The following is an 18,130-nucleotide window of genomic DNA, read 5'->3' as shown; positions in this document are numbered from 1 at the left end:
GTGACCTCACGCACAGCGTGGCCGGGAGGCACCGTTCGCGAGCAAGAACTAGGCGTCCCCCCCGCTCCTACACCAACCGCGCATCCAGGCTGTTCTGCGCCAACCGCTGCGCCTGCTCCTTCGTCATCCCCAGGTGCTCGTACAGCGCCTGGAAGTTCTCGCTCACATACCCCCCGAAGTAAGCCGGATCATCCGAGTTCACCGTCACCTTCACGCCGCGCTCGAGCATCTCGAGGATGTTGTGCTGGCCCATGTGCTCGAACACGCACAGCTTGGTGTTGGACAGCGGGCAGACGGTCAGCGGAATCTGCTCGTCGATGATGCGCTGCATCAGCCGCTCGTCCTCGATGGCGCGCACGCCGTGGTCGATGCGTTCGACCTTGAGCAGGTCCAGGGCTTCCCAGATGTATTGCGGCGGGCCTTCCTCGCCGGCGTGGGCCACGGTCAGCAGGCCCTCGGCGCGGGCGCGGTCGAACACGCGCTGGAACTTGCTCGGCGGGTGGCCCACTTCGGAGCTGTCCAGGCCCACGGCGACGAAGGCGTCGCGGAAGGGCATGGCCTGCTCCAGGGTCTTGAAGGCTTCTTCCTCGGACAGGTGACGGAGGAAGCTGAGGATCAGGCCGTGGCTGATGCCCAGCTGCTGCTTGCCGTCCTTCAGCGCGCTCTGGATGCCGCGCAACACCACCTCGAAGGGGATGCCGCGGTCGGTGTGGGTCTGCGGGTCGAAGAAGGGTTCGACGTGGATGACGTTCTGCGCCTTGCACTTGAGCAGGTAGGCCCAGGTCAGGTCGTAGAAGTCCTGCTCGCTGCGCAGCACGTCGGCGCCGGCGTAGTAGAGGTCGAGGAATTCCTGCAGGTTGTTGAAGGCGTAGGCCTTGCGCAGGGTCTCGACGTCGGCCCAGGGCAGCTTCACCCGGTTGCGTTCGGCCAGGGCGAACAGCAGTTCGGGCTCCAGGGTCCCTTCCAGGTGCAGGTGCAGTTCGGCCTTGGGCAGGGCGTTGAGCCATTCGTACATGGGTGGTTTCTCGTCATCGGGCTGAATCGATGCAAGTTTAACCCGGCCCGCCATGGCGGCCACCCCGGGCGAGACGGGGCGGCCGCCCGGCCATCAGAAGGCGAAGTGCGCCTCGTCCAGCGCCATCAGGCAGCCGGCGCCGCCCAGCAGGGCCTCGCGGTGCATGCTGGCGCGCGGCAGGATGCGCCGCAGGTAGAAGTCGGCGCTGGCCAGCTTGGCGCGGTAGAAGTCGCCCTCGCCGCTGCCCGCGTCCAGCGCCGCCTGGGCCACGCCGGCGGCGCGCAGCCAGAGCCCGGCGAGCAGCGCGTAGGCGCTGTACTGCAGGTAGTCCACCGACATGGCGCCGATCTCCTGCGCATCGCGGCGGGTGGCGGCCAGCACGTCGGCGGTCAGCCCACGCCATTCCTGGATGCGCTCGCGCACCACCGCGGCCATGGGTTCCAGCTCGGCGTGGGCGGCCAGCGCGGTGCAGGTTTCCGCCAGGTCGGCCTGCAGCGCGGCCATCTCGGCGCCGCCGTCGCCCAGCAGCTTGCGGCGGATCAGGTCCAGCGCCTGGATGCCGTTGGTGCCTTCGTATATCTGCGTGATGCGGCTGTCGCGCATCAGCTGCTCCATGCCCCATTCGCGGATGTAGCCATGGCCGCCGTAGACCTGCACGCCGAGGCTGGCGACTTCCTGGCCCATGTCGGTGAGGAAGGACTTCACCAGCGGGATCAGCAGCGCCGCGCGCTTCGCCGCAGCCTTGCGGCCCTCGGCCTCGGGGTGGCCGTGCTCCAGGTCCAGCTCGCGGGCGCAGAGCGCGGCGAGCATGCGGCTGCCCTCGGTGAGGGTCTTCTGCGTCAGCAGCATGCGCCGCACGTCGGGGTGATTGATGATCGGGTCGGCGGCCTTCTGCGGCTGCGCGGGGCCGGTCAGGGCACGCGATTGCAGGCGCTCGCGGGCGTAGCTCAAGGCGCCCTGGAAGCTGCGCTCGGCGATGCCCAGGCCCTGCAGGCCGACCTGGAAGCGCGCATCGTTCATCATGGTGAACATGCAGGCCAGGCCCTGGTTGGCCTCGCCCAGCAGCCAGCCACTGGCGCCGTCGAAGTTCATCACGCAGGTGGAGGCGCCCTTGATGCCCATCTTGTGCTCGATGGCGCCGCAGCTCAGCGCGTTGCGCGCGCCCGGCGTACCGTCGGGGTTGGCGATGAACTTCGGCACCAGGAACAGGCTGATGCCTTTGACGCCGGCCGGGGCGTCCGGCAGGCGCGCCAACACCAGGTGGACGATGTTCTCCGACAGGTCCTGCTCGCCGCCGCTGATGAAAATCTTGCTGCCGCTGACCGCGTAGCTGCCATCGGCGCGCGGCTCGGCGCGGGTGCGCAGCAGCGCCAGGTCGGTGCCGGCCTGGGGCTCGGTGAGGCACATGGTGCCGGTCCACACGCCGCTGACCATCTTCGCCAGGTAGTCGCGCTGCAGCTCGGCGCTGCCGTGCTTGTACAGCGCCAGCACGGCGCCCTCGGTGAGCCCGGAATAGACGCGGAAGGACAGCGAGGCGGCCATCAGCATCTCGTGGAAGTTCGCCGCCACCAGCTGCGGGAAGCCCTGGCCGCCGAACTCGACCGGGCCGGTCATGCTCGCCCAGCCGTTGTCGCAGTACTGCTTGTAGGCCTCGCGGAAGCCGTCCGGGGTGGTCACCGCGCCGTCGTGCAGGGTCGCGCCCTGCTCGTCGCTGTTGCGGTTCAGCGGCGCCACCACCTCGCCGGTGTAGCGCGCGCCCTCTTCCAGCACGCCGTCGATCAGCTCGCGGTCCAGGCCGTTGCCCAGCAGCGCGCAGTGAGCGGTCGCGTCGAAGAGTTCGTGGAGGACGAAGCGCATGTCGCGCAGGGGCGCCTGGTAGCTCATGCGTGGTGCTCCTTGTGGACGTCGGCGAAGCGCCCGCCGCTGGCGGCCAGGCGCTCGATCAGCGCGGCCGGCTGCCAGTGCGCGCCGTGCTGCCCGGCGAGGTCGCGCAGGCGCGCGATGATGCTCGGCAGGCCCTGGGCGTCGGCCCAGGCCATGGGCCCGCCCTTGTCGGCGGGGAAGCCGTAGCCGTTGAGGTAGACGGTGTCGATGTCGGCGCTGCGGCTGGCGATGCCTTCGTCGAGGATTTTCGCGCCTTCGTTGACCAGCGCCAGCAGGCAGCGCTCGAGGATTTCCTCCGGGCCGATGTCGCGGCGCGCGTAGCCCAGGCGCTCGGACTCGCGCAGCACCAGGGCGTCGACCTCGGGGTCGTGCTCGGCCTGGCGGCTGCCGGGTTCGTAGTGGTAGAAGCCGTTGCCGCTCTTCTGGCCGAAGCGGCCCATCTCGCACAGGCGGTTGTCCACCTGCACGGTGGGCGCGTCCTGGCCCTTGCCGGCCAGCTCGCGGGCACGCCATTCGAGGTCGATGCCGACCACATCGAACATGCGGAACGGGCCCATGGCGAAGCCGAAGCCCTGCAGCGCAGCGTCCACCTGGTAGGGCAGCGAGCCTTCGAGGATCAGCCGGCGCGACTCCTGCACGTACTTCTCCAACATGCGGTTGCCGATGAAGCCGTGGCAGTTGCCGGCCACCACGCTGACCTTGCCCATGCGCCGGCCCAGCTCCAGGGCGGCCTCCAGCACGGCGGGCGCGGTCTTCGCGCCGCGCACGATCTCCAGCAGCTTCATGATGTGCGCCGGGCTGAAGAAGTGCAGGCCGAGCACCTGCGACGGGCGATTGGTCACGGCGGCGATGGCGTCGACGTCGAGGTAGGAGGTGTTGCTGGCGAGGATCGCCGCGGGCTTCAGCGCCGCGTCCAGCTCGCGGAAGATCGCCTGCTTGAGCTCCAGGTTCTCGTAGACCGCCTCGATCACCAGGTCCGCTTCGCGGATCGCTGTGTAGTTGTCCACAGGCGAGATGCGCGCCCGCCGGGCCGCCGCTTCAGCCTCGTCGATCCGCCCCTGGCGCACGTTGTGGGCGTAGGTGTCGGCCACCGCGCCCTGGGCCTGCAGCAGCATCTGCGGGTTGTTGTCCAGCCACTGCACCTGCACGCCGGCGTTGGCCAGGCACATGACGATGCCGCGGCCCATGGTGCCGGCGCCTATCACCGCGGCGCTGCGAATCGGGGGAATCTGGCTCATGGTCTTCCTCTTGTTATCAAACGGGCGTTCGAGCAAAAAAGTGACAGTCACCTTAGGGAAGATCGGATTATTTTTGAAATTTAGTCTTGTGATGCGCAGTATTTAGCTAATGAATATAAATACCTTCGACCTGAACCTGCTGCGTGTCTTCGACGCCCTGTTGCGCGAGCGCAGCGTTTCCCGCGCCGCCGAGCGCCTGGCCCTGAGCCAGCCGGCGGTGAGCAACGCCTTGGGCCGCCTGCGCGAGCTGCTCGACGACCCGCTGCTGGTGCGCATCGGCCGCAGCATGCAGCCCACGCCGCGGGCGTTGGAGCTGGAGGCGCCGATCCGCGAGTCGCTGCAGCGTATCCTCCACAGCCTCAGCGGCACCGAGCGCTTCGAACCGGCGCGCAGCCGCCAGCGCTTCACCCTGGCGCTGACCGACTACGCCGAGCTGCTGTGCATGCCGGCGCTGCTGCAGCGCCTGGGCACGGAGGCGCCGGGCGTGGCCCTGGACGTACGCCACCTGGCCCCGAGCCTGCCGGTTGAAGCGCTGGACAAGGGCCACCTGGACCTGGTGCTGGGCCGCTTCGAGGACATCCCGGCGCGCTTCGCCCGCCGCCCCTGGGCCAGCGAGACGCTGCGCCTGCTGGCGCGCCGCGGGCATCCGCGGGTGAACGGCTCGCTGGACCTCGACAGCTTCCTGAACGAGCGCCACCTGTGGGTGTCCGGCGGGCAGACCAAGGGCATGGTCGACCAGTGGCTGGCCAGCCAGGGCCTGAAGCGGCAGATCGCCTACGTCACCCCCAACTACCTGCAGGCCGCGCAACTGGTGGCCGGCACCGACCTGCTGACGGTGCTGCCGACGCGCCTGGCCGAGTACTTCGCCAAGCTGCTGCCGCTGCAGGTGCTGGAGCTGCCCTTCGACGTCGGCCAGTTCCACCTGGAACTGGTGTACCTGGCCCAGCGCGAGCGCGACCTGGCCTTGCAGTGGCTGCTGGGGCGGATGCTGGAGGCGGCGCCGAGGGCGTAGGGCCTGCGCCGAGATGCTTTTCGTAGGATGGGTTGGGCTTGCGAAACCCATGCGGTCACGGTGATGGGTATCGCTTCGCTCAACCCATCCTACGGGTGCCTCCTGGAACCGTACCGTCCGCGAGGCGTCCCCCTCGCCCCCACGAAAAGCAGAACGCGCCCAAGGGCGCGTTCATTGGCCATCGGCAAACCTCAGAACCGATCGCGAATCACCACCTCGTCCAGCGCCAGCTTGCCCACCCGCGGCTTGGGCGCCACGGTCTGCTTGCCGACGGCGACCATCAGGCCGATCACGTGGTTCTCCGGCAGGTTGATCAGCTTGGCCACGGCGTCGAAGTCGAAGCCGTCCATGGGGCAGGAATCCAGGCCCTTGCCGCGGGCGGCGAGCATCAGCGTCTGGGCCATCAGGCCGCAGCTGCGCATGGTCTCGTCGCGCTGCACCTGGGGCTTGCCGCGGTAGTAGGCGTCGATGGCGCCGGCCATGTAGTCCTGCACTTCCTGGGGCGCGCCTTCCCAGACGCGGCGGGCGTTCTTTTCCCAGCTGTCGAGCTGGGCGCAGACCACCACCAGCATCGAAGCGTCGGTGACCTGGGCCTGGCCCCAGGCCACTTCGCGGATGTGCGCGCGCAGTTGCGCGTCGCTGACCTCGACCAGGCGCACGTGCTGCAGGTTGAAGGCCGAGGGCGCGAGCATGGCCAGCTGCAGCAGCTCGTCCTTCTCTTCGCGGCTGAGAGTGAAGGCCGGGTCGTAGCCCTTTACCGCGCGGCGGCTGCGGATGGCTTCGTCGATATGCATGGGGACTCCTTTCGTTGACGGCGAAAAATGTCCGCCATGGTAAACCGCCCGGGCGCAGGCTTGCCGCGGTTTTCCCGATAGGAATCATCGAATCGCTACACTGCCTGCAACGAGGCCTCGTCGCCCTGCCGGGCGCGCGGCGAGGTGAAGGTCAGGTAGCCGTCCTCCACCTTGCCGTGGCGCAGCAGCGCCAGGTCCAGGGCGTAGTTCTGGTAGAGCTTCCAGGGCGTGCGGTCGCCCTGCTTGGGCATCTTGTCGGCGGCGCGCTGGATGTAGCCGGAGTTGAGGTTGAGGAAAGGCTCCTCCTTCACCTGGCCGGCGCCGGCGCGCGGCGTGCACTGGCGCATGCCGATGGCGTCCATGTGGTTGATCAGGCGGCAGAAGTACTCGCTGGAGAGGTCCGCCTTGAGCGTCCAGCTGGCGTTGGTGTAGCCCACCACCGCGGCCAGGTTGGGCAAATCGCGCAGCATGATGCCGCGGTAGCCCATGCTCTGGTTGACCTGGAACGGCTTGCCGTCCACCGCCAGCTCCGCGCCGCCGAACATCACCAGGTCCAGGCCGGTGGCGGTGACGATGACGTCGGCCTCCAGCACCTGCCCGGACTTCAGGCGGATGCCCTTCTCGCAGAAGCCGTCGATGTGTTCGGTGACCACCGAGGCCTTGCCCTTGCGCAGCGCCTTGAACAGGTCGCCGTCGGGCACGCAGCACACGCGCTCGTCCCACGGCTTGTAGCGCGGGCTGAAGTGGCGCATGTCGAAGTCCTTGCCCAACTGGTGCCTGGCCAGCCCCAGCAGGGCCTTGCGCGCCAGGCTGGGGAAGGTCTTGGCGAACAGGAAGAAGACCATCTGCATGGTCACGTTGCGCGCCCGCGCCTGGCGGTACACCCAGGTCTCGGGGAGGAAGCGGCGCAGGAAGTTGGAGATCGGGTCCTTCTGCGGCAGGCTGATCACGTAGGACGGCGAGCGCTGCAGCATGGTGACGTGGCGCGCCTTGTCGGTCAGCGAGGGCACCAGGGTCACGGCGGTGGCGCCGCTGCCGATGACCACCACGCGCTTGTCGGCGTAGTCGAAGCCTTCCGGCCACAGCTGCGGGTGGATGATCTGCCCGCGGAAACTGTCGCGGCCCTTGAATTCCGGGGTGTAGCCGGCCTCGTAGCGGTAGTAGCCGGTGCACATCAGCAGGAACTGCGCGCTCATGCGCACCGGCTCCGGCTCGTCGCCGCGCTGCACGGTCAGCAGCCAGCGCGCGCTGTCGCTGTTCCAGTCGGCCTTGAGCACGCGGTGGCGGTAGCGGATCTTGCGGTCGATGCCGTTTTCCTGCGCGGTCTCCTCGATGTAGTGGCGGATCGAGGGGCCGTCGGCGATGGCCTTGGCGTCGGTCCAGGGCTTGAAGTTGTAGCCCAGGGTGTACATGTCCGAGTCGGAGCGGATGCCCGGGTAGCGGAACAGGTCCCAGGTGCCGCCCATGGCCTCGCGGCCCTCGAGCAGGGCGAAGGTCTTGCCCGGGCAGTGCTTCATCAGGTGGTAGGCGGCGCCGATACCGGACAGGCCGGCGCCGACGATCAGGACATCCAGGTGCTCGACAGACATGGGGGCTCCTCGGCCGGTGGCGGGCAACGCCTTGCTGAGTCTAGGAGGAATTTCCTCCCCCGTACCCTACAAGGGCCGCCGCCGGCCGGCGCCCCACCCTAGGATGGGTGGAGCCGCCCCGGCGTTACCCTTGCGCCAGCTGCGCCATCACCCAGGCGCGCACCTGGGCGTAGGGGTAGTCCTCCAGCGCCGCGTAGCCCGGCAGCGTGCGCGCCCGCAGGCGGGTGAAGGCCGGCACGCTGATGCCGCAGAGGAAGCGCGTCACGCAGTCGGCGCTGGGCGGCATGCCGCGGGCGCCCTGGTACTTGTCGAGGAAGGCGGCGCAGCGGCTCTGCAGCGTCTGCCCGTCCAGCGGCGGCAGGGCCGGCGGCTCCGGCAGGTGGGCGACGCGACCGGCGCAGACCGAGCAGTGCCCGCAGTGCTCCGGCGCCCGCTCGTCGCCGAAGTAGCGGGCCAGGCGCCGGCTCAGGCACTGATCGCTGGCGAACAGCTCCAGCATGGCGCCGATGCGCGCGATCTCGCTGGCCTCGTGGCGCTTGAAGTAGGCGTACAGCTCGTCGCTGAGCGCATCCATGTCGAAGCCCGCCTCGCGCACCGCGTAGACCTCGGTCATCTGCTTGCTTTCCAGCTCGATCCAGCCGCGCTCCTGGAAGTAGTCCAGGGCCTTGACCACCCGCGCGCGCTCGGCGCCGTGGCGCTGGTAGAGGGCGTCGAAGTCGAGGGTCGACCAGGTGCGCGCCCGCGCCGAGGTACTGAGAATGGCCTCGACGAACTGCCGCCGCTCGCCTTCGAAGTGGCCCAGCAGGGCATCCGGCTCGATGAGGTTCTTGAAGCGGTATTCGGCGAAGTAGGCGAAGCGCGGGGCGATGATGCCGCGCAGCTCCAGCTGCACCAGCAGCGTCTTGAGCGGCAGCTGGCGGATGTTCGACTGGTCCGACAGCGCGGTCAGCATCAGCTCCCACTGGCCGTTGGGCGCCGCGGCGATTTCCGCCAGCACGCTGCGGATGCCCTCGCGCTCGGGGGTATCGCCGTAGACGAAGTTCTCCAGCACGCTGAGGCTGTCGCGGTTGGCCAGCACCAGGCAGTCCGAGGGCTGGCCGTCGCGCCCGGCGCGGCCGATCTCCTGGCTGTAGTTCTCCACCGACTTGGGCAGGTCGAAGTGCACCACGTTGCGGATGTCGCTCTTGTCGATGCCCATGCCGAAGGCGATGGTCGCGACAATGCAGTTCAGCGCGCCGGCCATGAAGCGCTGCTGGATGGCCTCGCGCTCGGCGTGGTCCATGCCGGCGTGGTAGGCGCGGGCCGGGATGCCGCGCTCGGAAAGGTGCGCGGCGATGTCCTCGGCGGTCTTCTGCTGGGTCACGTAGACGATGCTCGGCTGCCCGGCCCGCGCGCCCAGCCATTCCACCAGGCGGGCGCGCTTGGCGGCGCTGGCCACCGGCTCCACCTGCAGGTTCAGGTTGGCGCGGTAGAAGCCGGTGGTGACCACGTCGGCCTCGGCGATGGCGAACTTGGCGCGCATGTCGGCGATCACCGCCGGCGTCGCGGTGGCGGTCAGCAGCAGCACCTGGGGGATGCGGAACTGTTTCTGGTAGGCCGGCAGCTTCAGGTAGTCGGGGCGGAAGTTGTGGCCCCACTCGGAGATGCAGTGGGCCTCGTCGACCACCAGCAGGGAGATCGGCACTTCGCCGATGAAGTTGCGGAAGCGTTCGTTCTTCAGGCGCTCCACGGAAATCATCAGCACCTTCAGCTCGCCGCTGCGGGCGCGGGCCATGGTCTGCGCCACCTGTTCGCGGCTCTGCGCCGAGTCGATGCTGGCGGCGGCGATGCCGTGGCGGGCGAGGAAGGCCAGTTGGTCCTGCATCAGCGCCAGCAGCGGCGACACCACCAGGGTCAGGTGCGGCAGCAGCAGCGCCGGCAACTGGTAGCACAGCGACTTGCCCGAGCCGGTGGGGAAGATCGCCGCCGCCGAGCGCCCGGCCAGCACGGCGCTGACCGCAGCCTCCTGGCCGGGGCGGAACTGGCGGAAACCGAAGACGCGTTCGAGGGTGTCGTGCATGCGGGTATCTCCCTTACCGGTCATGGGTGGAAACGCCATGCTAGGGGTAGCCATTGTAGGAGCGGGCTTGCTCGCGAACGAGCCGATTCCGGTTCAGAGGAAAGTACGCTCCTAAGGTAGCCCCGTAGGCGCGGACCTTGTCCGCGATCGCGGATAAGATCCGCTCCTACGCTGCCCCACCCACGCCATTCCCCTGTAGGAGCGCGCCCTGCGCGCGAATCGCGGGCAGGGCCCGCTCCTATGTATGGACTCACCCCCACCGTCAACCCGCTTTTGAACATGAAAACCCGACTGCATCTATGTATTAGGCCTGTTCGAGGAAGCCACGTCGGGCTTCTGGCCAACATTGGGTAAGCCCGCGGAATGCCGATTACAAAGAGGCCTCGAAGGCCGGTAGGAGCGTAGGCATCGATCCGCGACGGTCTGACCAGGGGTCAATGTTCTTCAGCAAGGGTTGGAGCGACTTGGCGCCCCGTTGGCGGGAACTCGTTGATCAATGGCTCATTTCCATCTCCCGGCAAGCATTCGGCTTGCGCTGGTAGGTTTGTTCGCTGCACAGCAGCACCCAGGCGATACGCAGGTTGCGGTTGGCCAGTCGCACTGCCGCGCCCTTGCGCCCCAGACGTTGTAGCCAGCGCTGCAGGCGCCGATCGTCCGGGTGTTCGGAATCGGGCCGCAGTTGCTTCAACACCGCATGCGAGCCTACGACCATCAGGCTGCGCACATAGGCGTCGCCACGTTTGGTCATCTTGCCCAGCCTTACCTTCTGCCCGCTGCTGTGCTGGTCGGGCACGATGCCGAAGTAGGCAGCGAACTGACGCGCATTGGCGAAACGCTCCGGCTCGACCTGTTTGGCCAGCAAGGCCGTAGCCGTGATCGGACCGATACCACGTACCGTCATCAGCCGTTTCGCTGTCGGGTCGGCGGCGGCACAGGCTTCCAGACGCCCGGTCAGCGCGGCGATACGCTCGCCCAGCCGTTGCCATTCGTTCAGCATCTCGTCGATCAGCTCGCGCAGCAGCGCCGGCAACGGCTGTCTAGCGTCTTCCAGCACCCGGGTGACACCTTGCTTCAAGCCCACATCCCCCTGCGCCAGGGCGATACCCTGCTCCAGCAGCAGCCCGCGGATCTGATTACCCATGGCGGTGCGCCGCCGCACATAGCCCCGCCGAACCCGGTGCCAGGCCTGCATCGCCAGTGCCGCGACGCTCTTCACCGGCACCGACGCGATACTGCTATCCCGGCCCGCCCGTAGAATGGCGTGGGCATCATTGCGATCATTCTTCGCTCCGCTCCGGTGCTCGGCCACCCGCTGGGCCGGCAGGATACGCACCGGGTTGCCCTGCGCCTGCAGCAGCCGGGCCCAGGCCTGTGCTCCAGGGCCGGTCTCCATCAGCACCGTCACGCCCTCCGGCAGCTTCTGCAGAAACACCTGAAACGCTTCACGCGACTTGATTCGCTGTTCGTACGCCAGTTGACCCTGGGCGTCTTCCCCCGCCACCTGGAAGACCTTTTTCGCCAGATCCACGGCGACTGTCGTGCACACCGATACATCGGTTGCAGACACCGGCTTATTCATCGTCGTATGCTTTTTCATGGACTCACCCTCACTGTCGGTGGCTTCTTAGACCGCCATCGTGGCGCCTCGACGCCTCGGTGAGGGTGAGTCCATCCAATTACAGGTTGCCGGGGAGCACGGCATTCCTCCCTCGTAGGAGCGGATCTTATCCGCGAAGCCCGCCAATACGCCCGGCTATCGCGGACAAGCTCCCACAGGGGTCGGCCAATGAAAAAGCCGCCCGGAGGCGGCTCTTTCGGCGAACGGGCGCGCTTACAGCTGCGGGCCGGCGTTCTTGATGGCTTCGCTCACTTCGAACTTCTTGAAGTTCTCGATGAACTTGCTGGCCAGGCCCTTGGCGGCTTCGTCGTAGGCGGCCTTGTCAGCCCAGGTGTTGCGCGGGTTGAGCAGGTTGGTCTCGACGCCCGGGACGGCCTTGGGCACGTCCAGGTTGATGATGTCCAGGTGCTCGGTCTCGGCGCCGACCAGCGCGCCGCTCTGGATGGCAGCGATCACGCCACGGGTGGTCGGGATGTTGAAGCGCTTGCCGACGCCGTAGCCACCGCCGGTCCAGCCGGTGTTGACCAGGTACACCTTGGAGCCGAAGGCCTTGATGCGCTTGATCAGCAGCTCGGCGTAGACGCCGGCCGGGCGCGGGAAGAAGGGCGCGCCGAAGCAGGTGGAGAAGGTCGACTTGATGCCGCCGCCCGAACCCATTTCGGTGGAACCGACCAGCGCGGTGTAGCCGGAGAGGAAGTGGTAGGCCGCCTGCTCGTTGTTCAGGATCGACACCGGCGGCAGTACGCCGGTCAGGTCGCAGGTCAGGAAGATCACCGCGTTGGGCTCGCCGCCCAGGTTGGCTTCCGAACGCTTCTCGACGTGCTCCAGCGGGTAGGCCGCGCGGGAGTTCTGGGTCAGGCGGTCGTCGGCGTAGTCCGGGACGCGCGCGTCGTCGAGAACCACGTTCTCCAGCACGGCGCCGAACTTGATGGCCTTCCAGATGACCGGCTCGTTCTTCTCGGACAGGTCGATGCACTTGGCGTAGCAGCCGCCTTCGATGTTGAAGACGACGCCTTCGCCCCAGCCGTGCTCGTCGTCACCGATCAGGTAACGGCTCTCGTCGGCCGACAGGGTGGTCTTGCCGGTGCCGGACAGGCCGAAGAACAGGGTCACGTCGCCCGCTTCGCCGATGTTGGCGGCGCAGTGCATCGGCAGCACGTCCTTCTCCGGCAGCAGGTAGTTCTGCACCGAGAACATGGCCTTCTTCATTTCACCGGCGTAGCGCATGCCGGCGATCAGCACTTTCTTCTGGGCGAAGTTGAGGATGACGCAGCCGTCGGAATTGGTGCCGTCGCGCTCGGGCACGCACTCGAAGTTGGCCACGTTCAGCACCTGCCACTCGTCGCGGCCGGCCGGGTTGTAGGTTTCCGGGTTGATGAACAGCTGACGGCCGAACAGGTTCTGCCAGGCGGTGGCGGTGGTCATCTTGACCGGCAGGTAGTGATCGGCGGCCGAACCTACATGCACGTGGGAAACGAAGTGGTCCTGGGCGTCGTTGAAGGCCTGGACGCGCTCCCAGAGGGCGTCGAACTTGTCGGCCGGGAACGGGCGGTTGATCGCGCCCCAGGCGATGGAGTCCTTGCTGCCGGGCTCTTCGACGATGAAGCGGTCGGCAGGCGAGCGGCCGGTGCGGTGGCCGGTTTCCACCACCAGCGAGCCGTTGTCGGCCAGGCGACCTTCGCCGCGGCGAATGGCTTCCTCGACCAGTTGGGCAACGCTGATATCGGTGTACACGGCTTTGTTGGCTTGCGTCATGTGGGTCCCCATCGGCCGGAGCCGAGTCCTCCAAACATTGCGTAGTGACTTCTAATTCCCACTACAGCGGAAAAAAGTCGCGGGATTATGCCAGAAAAGAACGGTTCTCGTGCAGCCTCTGATCCGGCGAGGGCGTCAATGGTTCGGCTATCGCCCCGATAGCGCCGATCAATGGCGGGTTTGTGACGGCGCCGCGCTGCCGCCGCCGGCGAACAGCTGGGCGATGTCGCTGCCGTCGAAGGCGTAGCGCTGGTTGCAGAACTGGCAGTCGACGGTGATCTCGCCGCCCAGCTCGCCCAGCAGGCGCTCGGCGTCTTCCTTGCCGAGGCTGACCAGGGCGTTGGCCGAGCGCTCCCGCGAGCAGCTGCAGCGGAACACCAGCGGCTGCGGCTCGAACAGGCGCACCGCTTCCTCGTGGTACAGGCGGTGCAGCAGGGTCTCGTTGTCCAAGCCCAGCAGTTCCTCGACGTTGAGGGTGTCGGCCAGGGTGGTCAGGTGCTGCCAGCTGGCCTCGCGGTCCTCGGCGTCCTTCAGGCGGTCGGCCGGCAGTTGCTGCAGCAGCAGGCCGCGGGCATGGCGGCCGTCGGCGCCCAGCCAGAAGCGCGTGGGCAACTGCTCGGAGGTGGCGAAGTAGGACGACAGGCAATCCGCCAGGCAGGCGCCCTCCAGCGGCACTATGCCCTGGTAGCGCTGGCCGTTCTTCGGGTCCACGGTCATGGTCAGCACGCCGTCGGGCATCAGGTCGAGCAGGCCGGCGCTGTCGCGGATGGCCTCGGCGTCGTAGCGGGCCAGGCCGCGCACTTCGCGGTCGCTGGAGCATTCCACCATGAGCAGCGGCACGGCGCCGCTGGAGCGCGCCTGCAGCACCAGCAGGCCGTCGAACTTCAGGGTGCCGCACAGCAGCGCCGCGGCGGCGAGCATCTCGCCGAGCAACTGGGCCACCGGCTGCGGGTAGGGGTGCTTGGCCAGCACTTCGGCGAAACTGCGTTCGAGCGCCACCATTTCACCGCGAACGTCGGTGTTGTCGAAGAGGAAACGCTGACTTTGATCGATCTGGGACATGCTGGGCACAACGCTGGCTGAGGCACAAATACATGACAAGCTGATGGCAAAGGCCTATAAAGCGCGCTTTGCGACAGCCGCCCGGTTCAGTAAGGGGGAATCGATTCTATGGAGAAAGCTTCGCCGTTCCAAGCCACCTGGTCGTGGCGCCCGTTCATCGCCTGCCACCTGCTGGCCCTGGCCCTGCTGCTGCTCTGGCTGTGGACGCCGAGCCGCGCCGCCATCGACTTCTTCGACTTCAGCCTGTTCCACGCCCTTAACGCGCCGCTGGCGACCAACGAGGCCTGGCGCAACGTCTGGGCGGTGGCCAGCACCCGGCCGTTCGACATTCTGGTCGGGGTCATCCTGCTCCTGCTGCTGATCCGCGGCGACTGGATCTTCAAGGCCGGCCAGGTGCGCGCCGCGACCTTCGGCCTGGTGGTGACCATGGTGGTGCTGATGATCGTCCGCACCCTCTATGCCAAGATCGCCCACCACCTGGGCTGGCAGCACGCCAGCATCTCGGCCATCGCTCCGGACGCCGTGCGCCTGGAAGACTTCTTCCGCGGCTGGCAGGACACCCTCTTCGAGGTGAAGGACGAGTCGGCGCGCAGCTTCCCCGGCGACCACGCCTCGGTGCTGCTGGTGTGGGCGCTGTTCCTCAGCCTGTTCGCCCGCAATGCCGTGCAGTGGCTGGTGGTCTGGGCCCTGGCCCTGCTGTTCATGCTGCCGCGTCTGGTGGCCGGCGCCCACTGGGGCCAGGACGACTATATAGGCGGCGTGCAGATGGCCCTGCTGGCCCTGGCCTGGAGCTGCTTCACCCCGTTCGCCGCCTGGGCCAGCGCCGGCCTGGTGCGCCTGACCGAGCCGCTGTTCGCCCTGCTGGCGAAGGTGCCGCTGCTCAACCGCCTGAGCGTGATCGCCGCCTGAGGCGCCCTCCGGAACCCCCGCCACGGCGGTAATGCTGTTCACTTAAGCGATATGTGGTGGTTCAGCGAAGGTCACCAGCCTGGCCTCGCTCCCTCACCCCAGCCCTCTCCCAAAGGGAGAGGGGGCTGTTCGGAGCGTGCGGGGAGTTCGGAGTCATCCCGGAACGCCTGCCTCCTCTCGTCATTCCCGAGAACGCGAACCCTGGTGTAAGCGCGCGCCGGATTTGACACAGCCTTGCGCAACGTTTGGCACCGGACACGTATTAGGCACACCTAGAATTTTCGCGCTGTAGTTGGCACAAGAAAGAATGCCCGCACAAGGCGGGCACCGGACAGCACAACCAACTACCCCACCGGGAACGAAATCCCCCTGAAGTCGACATAGTCGCTTCCAGCCGCCGCCGAGAAGTTGGACGTGACCATGATCTTGCCAACGTCTTCCGGAGGACCAGCATTCGGGTCAGAACCCGAGATGGTAATTTCGAATTGGCGGCCCTCGTTGGAGTTCGAACGGACAAACTGGCGCCATTGCCCGAAGGGGGCAAAGCCCTCAGGCAGCTGTGCTACATACTGCCCCTGGAATTCAGTAGATACCCAGCTCAGCCCGCGCAAGTACACCACACCGTTGAGCCGACGGCACTCCGGCGGATACTGGAAGTCGTTCAACCCCTCGGCCAACTGCCATCCAGTATCTTCATACAGCAGGCGCCAGTCGCTGGCATTCGAAGTGCCAGTTGAGATGTAGGCGGCCCCTGACACAGTGTCTACGTAGTGCGCGGAAATACTCGGCGGCGCGGCCGTTGGCGCACCAGCCCCGCTCAATACATGCTCGACATTCGCCATATTCATGCTCCGTTGATAAGGAAGTTATTCGCTTGGTCGACTAACGGATTACCGCCTTGGTCGACAAGCAGGTTGGCCGGAAGAGTGCTAGCCCGATAGACCAGGTAGTTGCCCGCCTGGTCGACCAGCGAGTTACCGCCGTGGTCAACAAGCAGGTTCTCCGGAAGAGAGGGAGTCAGCTGTGCCTCTAACGCTTCGACTCTTGCCAAGAGCATCGCTATTGCTCCGGCTGTCACTGCGCAGTAGACGTAAGAGCCTGCCGGCCACTGGACGTCATTTGTGCCTTCGTGGGCGCGCTGAAGGCCCGAGGCGGTAAGCAGCACCACCTCGAAAGCACTCTGCTCTAAGGGGTTGAGGCTATTGACCAGAGTCAGGAAGTATTGCCCGCCATTGGACAGGTCCAGCCTGTTGAGAGCTGCCTGGGGGACCGGCAGGGAGGCGCCACCGGCCGGCAGTGCGGCGTTAAGGCGCGTCAGCCAGTTATTGACGTAACGAGTCGGCATGTTCATACCCAGCTGTAGTCGTGAAGGTCCAGATGCTTGACCGCCTGGAACGTGACAGGACACCAGGAGCCGCGCAGCTTGCCCGGCTTGTAGGTGTCGTCGGAACTCATGGTCATCCGTCCAGACACGATGCCGGAGGGACTCAAGGCGTCGGTGTAAGTCCAACGGAGTCCCGGCTTGTTCTGCTCTTTTACAAGCTCATGCCGTATAGCCAGCATCTTGTTTGAGAGGACTTTCCATCTCACTACGGAGGTAAACGAGCCAGGCGGAGCACCATAGGTGTCAACCTCGTAGGTCCATGGCAGTTGCGACGCCTTCGGAACCCAAGGCCACGCGATGGTAAAACCCAGCCACGCGTACTCGTTGTAGTTATTCGTGGCGCGGTAGCCGACCTGCTCGCCATCCCACAGACCTATGCTTTCTCGATGGCCATCAACCCCGTGGGTCGGGGCGTTCCCTGGGGCGCCGAACCATCCAATGTCGTGCTCCGTAAACTTGTTCGTGACAATGGAGGTCGTCGATACGCCACCTGCTGACAAGGTGTAGGTCTGTACTTCATCGGTCACTGACAGGCAGTCGTACGTCCAGGGTGTTTCTTCAGGGTTTCCTTCTTCTGTGATATCGGCGGTCAGTTCGGCGTGGAAGTCATACAGCATCGAGTAACGAACAACCTCCGCCGAATACCCAGAAGTGTCGTACCAAGCCCATACCGCCTGGTCGAGCCGGTACTTGGCATCAACGGTTCCAACGTAAATGTCGTGAGTGTTGAAGTCGGGCCGGGAGACCTTGACCTTGGTCAAAGAAAAAGGGCCCGGATCAGTGATGATCGTCCATGCGCCACGCCCTTCGGCAGCCGTCGCAAGCACCTGCAGCGAAACCGCCAGCGAATTGAAGTCACCGGAGAACTGGGCCTCGACAAGCCCAAGTGTCTCCTCAAGGGGACGCGCTGCCGTTCCCACTGATTGATAAAGGCGAATGATGACTCCGCAGCCATCAGCACGTCGGTCAATCATCTGAATCGAGGGCGGCTCGGTGACACTTGTCGGTATGCCGAGGTCGGCACGGCTGATCGAAGCCAGCGCCGTCGAAGTGCGCACACCGTCGGGCAGACGGATTGTGACAGTGGCCCGGACGTTGAGCGCCATGGTGAAGAAGTCCAGCCAGCACTGTAGTTCGAGTTTGCCGACGCCACTGGCCAGCCTGATCGGTCCGGGTGCGCCGGTCCCAGCCCAGCCCCAGACGTTGAACTCAGCGCCACCAGGGTGTCGCAGCACGGCCTTGGTCCACCACGCCTCGTTCGGCTCCAGCACTGTGCCTTCAGGCAGCACCGGCGCCGGCATGCCAATGTCCCAGAGGAACGTCCAGTGGCCGCCGTATCCACAGTCGACGACGCGGCCGGTATCCGGGTAAACCAACTTGGGCGACTCGCCATCCTCGCTGGTCATGAGGCCATGCCAGGGCCAGCCCCACACGGCAGGTACAGCATCGACAGGACTATTCGGATAGGCCATTTGCAAACTCCATGACGACCTCCGCGCCGTCACCGTCTTTCATCACCAGCTTCTTCACCGACTTCAGGCGCAGCCATGCTAGCCCGTCAGTGCTGGGAATTAGCTGGTCCTCGTAGTACTCCCGCTTGGATGCGTCCTCTTCCTTCAGCGGGCTGGCGATGCCCCCGCCGCCAGTAGCTGCGGCCGGTGCCTGGTAGTCCGCCCGGCCGCGCTTGGCGGCGAGTGCGCCGCGAGGCTCCAGCGCCTCCAGTTGCTTGCTCTGCGCGCTACTGCCGCCAGTGAGGACCCGCAGGTCCTCGACCATCTGCGCGCTGGTACGGCTGGTGTTGGATGCCATGT

Annotated in this window: 15 protein-coding genes; 2 read left to right on the top strand and 13 right to left on the bottom strand. The window is 66.4% G+C overall.

What is annotated here, in order from left to right; genetic code table 11:
- Window positions 1-67: 67 nt before the first annotated feature.
- From PcP3B5_RS01750 to PcP3B5_RS01740, 3 genes are all read right to left on the bottom strand, one after another.
- A complete protein-coding gene (locus tag PcP3B5_RS01750; protein ID WP_061560432.1) occupies window positions 68-1,015 on the bottom strand; it encodes an adenosine deaminase in 948 nt (315 codons plus the stop codon).
- Between the two features lie 93 nt (window positions 1,016-1,108).
- Window positions 1,109-2,899 carry an acyl-CoA dehydrogenase C-terminal domain-containing protein gene (locus tag PcP3B5_RS01745; protein ID WP_061560431.1) on the bottom strand — a complete coding sequence of 597 codons (1,791 nt, stop codon included), beginning with the start codon at window positions 2,897-2,899 and terminating at the stop codon, window positions 1,109-1,111.
- On the bottom strand, window positions 2,896-4,137 hold the full coding sequence (locus tag PcP3B5_RS01740) for a 3-hydroxyacyl-CoA dehydrogenase (protein WP_061560430.1): 1,242 nt from the start codon (window positions 4,135-4,137) through the stop codon (window positions 2,896-2,898). The genes PcP3B5_RS01745 and PcP3B5_RS01740 overlap by 4 nt, the downstream gene beginning before the upstream one ends.
- 109 nt (window positions 4,138-4,246) lie before the next feature.
- Here PcP3B5_RS01740 and PcP3B5_RS01735 point away from each other — a divergent pair, with 109 nt between their 5' ends.
- Window positions 4,247-5,149, top strand: a complete 903-nt coding sequence (locus tag PcP3B5_RS01735; protein ID WP_061560429.1) for a LysR family transcriptional regulator — start codon at window positions 4,247-4,249, stop codon at window positions 5,147-5,149.
- Window positions 5,150-5,340: 191 nt separating this feature from the next.
- Here PcP3B5_RS01735 and PcP3B5_RS01730 read toward each other — a convergent pair whose 3' ends face one another.
- From PcP3B5_RS01730 to hslO, 6 genes are all read right to left on the bottom strand, one after another.
- Window positions 5,341-5,943 carry a nitroreductase family protein gene (locus PcP3B5_RS01730; RefSeq protein ID WP_061560428.1) on the bottom strand — a complete coding sequence of 201 codons (603 nt, stop codon included), beginning with the start codon at window positions 5,941-5,943 and terminating at the stop codon, window positions 5,341-5,343.
- Between the two features lie 95 nt (window positions 5,944-6,038).
- Window positions 6,039-7,532 (bottom strand): flavin-containing monooxygenase, encoded by a 1,494-nt coding sequence (locus tag PcP3B5_RS01725; RefSeq protein ID WP_061560427.1) that lies wholly within the window; start codon window positions 7,530-7,532, stop codon window positions 6,039-6,041.
- A 124-nt stretch (window positions 7,533-7,656) separates the two neighbouring features.
- A complete protein-coding gene (locus PcP3B5_RS01720; RefSeq protein ID WP_061560426.1) occupies window positions 7,657-9,591 on the bottom strand; it encodes a RecQ family ATP-dependent DNA helicase in 1,935 nt (644 codons plus the stop codon).
- A 493-nt stretch (window positions 9,592-10,084) separates the two neighbouring features.
- A complete protein-coding gene (locus PcP3B5_RS01715; RefSeq protein WP_061560361.1) occupies window positions 10,085-11,188 on the bottom strand; it encodes an IS110 family RNA-guided transposase in 1,104 nt (367 codons plus the stop codon).
- Window positions 11,189-11,422: 234 nt separating this feature from the next.
- A complete protein-coding gene (locus PcP3B5_RS01710) occupies window positions 11,423-12,964 on the bottom strand; it encodes a phosphoenolpyruvate carboxykinase (RefSeq protein WP_009614971.1) in 1,542 nt (513 codons plus the stop codon).
- A gap of 168 nt (window positions 12,965-13,132) precedes the next feature.
- A complete protein-coding gene (hslO, locus tag PcP3B5_RS01705) occupies window positions 13,133-14,026 on the bottom strand; it encodes an Hsp33 family molecular chaperone HslO (RefSeq protein ID WP_009614970.1) in 894 nt (297 codons plus the stop codon).
- A 108-nt stretch (window positions 14,027-14,134) separates the two neighbouring features.
- Between hslO and PcP3B5_RS01700 the strand changes: the two genes are divergently transcribed.
- Complete coding sequence (locus PcP3B5_RS01700; protein ID WP_061560425.1) at window positions 14,135-14,935, top strand: phosphatase PAP2 family protein; 801 nt, start codon at window positions 14,135-14,137, stop codon at window positions 14,933-14,935.
- Window positions 14,936-15,279: 344 nt separating this feature from the next.
- Here PcP3B5_RS01700 and PcP3B5_RS01695 read toward each other — a convergent pair whose 3' ends face one another.
- Genes PcP3B5_RS01695 through PcP3B5_RS01680 form a run of 4 tightly spaced genes read right to left on the bottom strand, consistent with a single transcriptional unit; the run spans window position 15,280 to window position 18,128 of the window.
- Window positions 15,280-15,777 carry a hypothetical protein gene (locus tag PcP3B5_RS01695; RefSeq protein WP_061560424.1) on the bottom strand — a complete coding sequence of 166 codons (498 nt, stop codon included), beginning with the start codon at window positions 15,775-15,777 and terminating at the stop codon, window positions 15,280-15,282.
- A gap of 2 nt (window positions 15,778-15,779) precedes the next feature.
- Window positions 15,780-16,286, bottom strand: a complete 507-nt coding sequence (locus PcP3B5_RS01690) for a hypothetical protein (protein WP_061560423.1) — start codon at window positions 16,284-16,286, stop codon at window positions 15,780-15,782.
- Complete coding sequence (locus PcP3B5_RS01685; RefSeq protein ID WP_145923843.1) at window positions 16,283-17,791, bottom strand: hypothetical protein; 1,509 nt, start codon at window positions 17,789-17,791, stop codon at window positions 16,283-16,285. The genes PcP3B5_RS01690 and PcP3B5_RS01685 overlap by 4 nt, the downstream gene beginning before the upstream one ends.
- A complete protein-coding gene (locus tag PcP3B5_RS01680; protein WP_061560421.1) occupies window positions 17,775-18,128 on the bottom strand; it encodes a hypothetical protein in 354 nt (117 codons plus the stop codon). Before PcP3B5_RS01680 ends, PcP3B5_RS01685 begins: the two co-directional genes overlap by 17 nt.
- Window positions 18,129-18,130 lie beyond the last annotated feature (2 nt).

This window comes from Pseudomonas citronellolis, assembly GCF_001586155.1.
In the GTDB taxonomy this organism is placed as follows: domain Bacteria; phylum Pseudomonadota; class Gammaproteobacteria; order Pseudomonadales; family Pseudomonadaceae; genus Pseudomonas; species Pseudomonas citronellolis.
The sequence above is the reverse complement of the archived record's forward strand: the minus strand, read 5'-3'. Positions and strand labels throughout refer to the sequence as shown.